The organism is Verrucomicrobiota bacterium, from assembly GCA_016871535.1.
Lineage (GTDB): Bacteria > Verrucomicrobiota > Verrucomicrobiia > Limisphaerales > SIBE01 > VHCZ01.
In genome coordinates, this window is record VHCZ01000361.1 from 1 (window position 1) to 4991 (window position 4991).

A 4991-nucleotide genomic window follows, 5' to 3' on the forward strand; every position below is an offset into this window, starting at 1 on the left:
GAATACTGGGTGATTCCCTATGCCGCTCAGCTGAATTGCCCCGTTATTGCTCAGCTAAATTGCCCCGCTACTTGGAAAGAAGAAGGCAGTTCGTTCTTTTCTTCCAAGTAGTGATTTCAATCCGGATGGTCAGCCGGTCGGCGTTGACTGGGCGAGGAGAAGGGCTTGCGCATTTCGACGGATGGATAGTGATTGTGTCGTCGCGAGTAGCCTGTGAACAAAAAAAATCCTCGTCCTTGCTCTCGATGGTTTCGCGTCGAGGAGGTAGGACGAGGGTGTGTGTAAAGCGATCGCGATTTTAACCGAGAGCCTGGCTTTTTTGTCATCGGAATCGAGAACTGTTTCTCGTTTCGCCCGGACTGGCATCAGGACGATCGCGTTAAGCCGGTTATTCAGCACTACCAGACCACTCTGGACTCGGTCTTGGAGTCCCATCCTGGGTTGCGTGACTGCACGGTTCACTGCGGAATTCGGTTTCTGACGCATCCTCGAAACGCGGGTCGTATCAACCTGCGGTGCCCGTTCGGCTGCCGGGCGCACCATCGTCGGCAGCGTTCGAACCAGCGGAGCGCGGCGTACCACAGGTCGCCGGATGGGAAAAAAGCAAGGTTCCGGCGCGATGGTTGTTCATCCAAGACGAGTCGGAGGGATGCCGAGCCGCAGCCAGGCCAGCCGATTGCGTCGCCCGCCAACTCCGTCGACCCCGGAGAGACTCCAGCGAACGGTGAGTTGCGTTTGGGAGGAGTCGTTCTGGATGAATCGAGCGTGGTGGAGTCTCCCGTACTGCCCTATGTGCGGATGGTCGTGAGTCTGATCGAAGGCATTCAGATGAGTCCGAACCAACTCGGCAATTGGCTCTGTCAAGCGTTGAGACAACACAGCATGGCCCGGCGACGGAGGCTCGACTACGTTCTCGCCTTTCTGAATCAGCACCCGCCGTAGGGACCGAGCGATGAGCGAGAGCGTGGAACTGTCGAGCTTGGACCTGCGGTACCAAGGCCATCGGCTGCGGGACGAGGCTCGCGAAGCGCGCCTGCTGGCGTCGATCGCCGAGCGTGGGATCGAGGATCCGCTGGATGGAGTGGATACACCCGACGGCCGGTTCCTCCTCAACGGCTTCAAACGCTACCGCTGCGCCAAAAAGCTGGGGATTGGGTCCTTGCCGTATCAATCGCTCGCCCAGGACGAAGCCACGGGCATCATTCACCTGATGCGGGTGTCGACGGACAATGCCTTGGGGATTCTGGAACAAGCGCGCTTCGTCGTCGACCTCTTGACCCTGCACGGGATGAGCCTGGCGGAGGTGGCCCAAATGCTGGGGCGCAGCAAGGGCTGGGTCAGCATGCGCCGCAGTCTTCTGGAAGAGATGAGCCAGCCCATCCAGGAGATCCTCTTCCGGGGAGCGTTTCCCGTCTACAGCTACCTGTACACGTTGCGGCCGTTCAGGCGCATGAACGGAATCGATCAGGAGCGGATCGAGCGGTTCATGAAAGTGGTGGCGGGCAAGCGATTGAGCGTGCGGGACATCGATCTGCTGGCAGGGGCTTACTTCCAGGGTCCGGCGTCGCTGCGGGAAGCGATCGAGACCGGCAAGCTGAACTGGTCGCTCGAACAGATGAAAAACGTGCCCGACGACGTTGAGGGCTGCAGCGAATTCGAGCGCCTGCTGCTGAGGGATCTGGAGCTGTTGGGGAATTACCTGCGGCGCGTGATGACCAAGTGCCAGGACGCGCGGCTGAAGAGCCGGGCCTTCCATGCCCAGGCCCATCTGCTCAGTGGTGGTCTGTTGAGCTCCTTCGAATCTTTTCGCGAAAGGATGAAAGAGTTCCATGATCGATGCGGACGTGCGTAATGCCATCCACCAGTTGCATTTGGCGGGAACGTCACTACGCGACATCAGCCGGCAATTCAATGTCAGCCGCAACACCGTGCGGGAGATCGTCCGGCGGCAAGGGGCCATGCCCAACACGGTCCGCAAGGACAAGATCCAAATCGATGCGGACCTGTTGCGGCGACTGTACGACGAATGTGACGGCTGGGTGCAGCGGATGCACGAGAAGCTGGTGGAGGAGGAGAAGATCCAGGTCAGCTATCCCACTTTGACGCGACTGCTGCGCGAGCTGGATCTGGGCCAGTCGCGGTCGGCTCGCTGCGACCACGTACCGGACGACCCAGGCGCGGAAATGCAGCACGACACCTCGGTGTACGTCGTGAAACTGGCGGAGCAGCCAACGCGGGTAGTGGCCAGCCTGCTGTACCTGCGCTACTCGAAGCGGCGGTACTTGAAGTTCTACCGCGTGTTTCCGCGTTTCACGATGAAATGCTTCTTGCACGAGGCGCTGATGTATTGGGGCCACTCGGCCAAGACATGCATCATCGACAACACCAACCTGGCCAGGTTACGGGGGAGCGGAAAACAGGCGGTGATCGTGCCGAAAATGGTGTTCTTCGCCCGGCGCTATGGCTTCGAGTTCTTGTGTCACGCGATCAAGCATGCCAATCGAAAGGCGGGGGAAGAAAGAAGTTTCTGGACCGTCGAGACGAACTTCCTGCCAGGTCGCAGCTTCGAGAGTCTGGAGGATCTCAATCGCCAGGCACTCGAGTGGGCCACGGTCCGCATGCACCATCGGCCCGTGGCCAAGACCGGGCTGATTCCGGCGAATGCCTTCGAGCATGAACGCCGGTACCTGATGGAACTTTCGCCGCTTCTGCCCGCGCCGTACTGTTCGTGCGAGCGCGGCACGGATGAATACGGATTCTTGTCGTTCCAAGGCAACTTCTACTGGGTCCCCGGCACGAAGCGGGAAGACGTGAAAGTGCTGCAATACGCCGACCGGCTGAAGGTGTATCAGCATCGCCAGTGCGTGGCGGAGTACCCGCTGCCGGCGGACGGAGTCAAAAACGGCCGTTTCGCTCCCGAGGGACAACCGGCTCCACGGCATCAGCCCCAGCACCGCAAGCAAAGTTCCGAGCTGGAGGAAAAACGCTTGCGCGCCCTGGGGTTGGACGTCGCGGCCTACGTCGATTACGTGCTGGCAACGCCAGGCATCCAGCGTCACCGCTTCCTGCGAGAACTGTTCGCCCTGAGCCAACAGGTGACGCCGGCCGTGTTCGTGCAGGCCTTGCAGCGGGCCCTGCAGTATCGAGTCGTGCACCTGCAGACCGTGCAGCGCATTGCCTGGCTGTATCTGAGTCAGTGCCCCGGACAGGCGTGCAAGATCGAGGTGGACGAGAGCTATCGCCAGCGACCGGCTTACCTGGAAGGCGCGTTGACCGACGAACCGGACTTGTCGCGCTATGACCAAACCCTGGGCGAGAACAACGACCGCCACCCGCTGGAAAGCGAGGACGAAAAAAATGGATGAGGAATTGCAACAGATTCTCAAGCACCTGCGACTGGGAAGCCTACTGGCGAATTGGGACGAGTTGCTCGGCGAGGCCCGGCGTGGGCGTTTCTCTCACGAGCGGTTGCTCAAACACGTGCTGCAGGCCGAATACCGCGCGAAAGGCGAGCAAGCCCTCGACCGCGGCCATCGCGGCTACTTCATCTCCTTCCCCGAGCTGGTGGCCAAACTGTATGCGTCCCTGGCCGACCATTCGCAAGACAAGTTGCTCCGCAAGTTCTCGTCCTACGACTGCCTGGTGATCGACGAGGTGGGGTACGCGGAAGTGGAACCGACACAGGTGGGGTTGTTCTTCACGTTGATGCAGAAGCGGCATAAGACCAAGACGACGCTGATTACCTCGAATCTGGGCTTTAGCGAGTGGGGATCGTTTCTCAAGAACAAGCATCTGGCATCCGCCTTGTTCGACCGGCTCTCGGCCACCACCCATGTGTTTAACATGAAAGACTGCGTCAGCCTGCGTCCCAAGCTGAACGACGGTGGAGAAAGCGATGCCGCATGACCCGCGACGACTTTCGCCGACGCGCCGACGCGGTGCGAGACGTGCCGCTGGAGACCGTGTTGCAGCTCCGCGCCGCCAGACGTGATCCGCGCGACAGGTCCAAGTGGGACACGGAGCGAGGCCCGCTGTCGGTGACTGGAGCCAAGTTCATCAACTGGCATTGCCATCTAGGTGGCGGCGGGGCGATCGACCTGGTGATGCACCTGGCTGCCGTGGACTGGCGCGAGGCGGTGGTCTGGCTGGAACGGCACGTCACTGGTGGCTATCTCCGGCCCCCCGAGGTCACGCCGTCACCACGTTCGGAAAGGTCGGTGATTGGCCAGCCCCAGTCCGCGCTCCGGTTGCCGCCGCGCGACGATCGGCTGCTCGGGCGGGTGCGAACCTACCTCACCGCAAACCGCCATCTGGCGGCATCCCTGCTGGAGCCGCTGCTGCAGTCCGGCAAGTTGTACGCTGACCATCGGGGCAACGCGGTCTTTCTGCTGGTGGCGGGAAAAGCCCAGCGGCCGGTCGGTGCCGAGCTGCGTGGCACTGGGCCACGGATCTGGCGCGGCATGGCGCCGGGCACGCGTAAGGAGGAGGGTTATTTCTGGACGGGCGTCCCCGGTTCCCGGGAAATCGTACTCTGCGAATCGGCCATCGACGCCATCAGCTGCTTTCAAATCCATCCAGAATGCATCTGCCTCTCGACCTCTGGAGCGCGAGCCAACCCACCCTGGCTCAGCAAACTCATCGATCGCGGCTACCACATCCGCTGCGGCTTCGACACCGACGAGGCGGGTGAATTCGCCGCCACCCAGATGATCACCCTGCATCCGGTCGTGCAACGTCTGCGACCCCTGGCCCACGATTGGAACGACACCCTCGCACTTCGCGAGTAGCGTTCACCTTCTTCTCGGCCCCGTGTCCGTCCGCTGTTGCGCGTTACCGCGCCGACCACGGGAAGCTACCTGGAAGAAATGAAGTCCTGCCCGGCGAATCGCCCGCTACCCTTCTACTCGCCGTGAACCGATGGCTCACTTTATCTGAGCAGAAGTGGGTCAAATTATCTGATCGCCAACGGCATGATGGACAAATTCGCCGAT

General features: G+C 61.1%; 3 protein-coding genes and 1 pseudogene. All 4 read left to right on the forward strand.

The genetic code is table 11. The features are described from left to right. Window positions 1–952: 952 nt before the first annotated feature. A complete protein-coding gene (locus FJ398_25990) occupies window positions 953–1852 on the forward strand; it encodes a chromosome partitioning protein ParB (protein MBM3841339.1) in 900 nt (299 codons plus the stop codon). Beyond that, a pseudogene (locus FJ398_25995) lies at window positions 1830–3302 on the forward strand (helix-turn-helix domain-containing protein). The gene FJ398_25990 and the pseudogene FJ398_25995 overlap by 23 nt, the downstream one beginning before the upstream one ends. Window positions 3303–3357: 55 nt before the next feature. Beyond that, window positions 3358–3906 (forward strand): hypothetical protein, encoded by a 549-nt coding sequence (locus FJ398_26000; GenBank protein ID MBM3841340.1) that lies wholly within the window; start codon window positions 3358–3360, stop codon window positions 3904–3906. Then, the gene (locus tag FJ398_26005; protein ID MBM3841341.1) at window positions 3903–4787 is read left to right on the forward strand and encodes a DUF3991 domain-containing protein; all 885 of its coding nucleotides are present in this window, start codon (window positions 3903–3905) and stop codon (window positions 4785–4787) included. Before FJ398_26000 ends, FJ398_26005 begins: the two co-directional genes overlap by 4 nt. The last annotated feature ends 204 nt before the right edge of the window (window positions 4788–4991 follow it).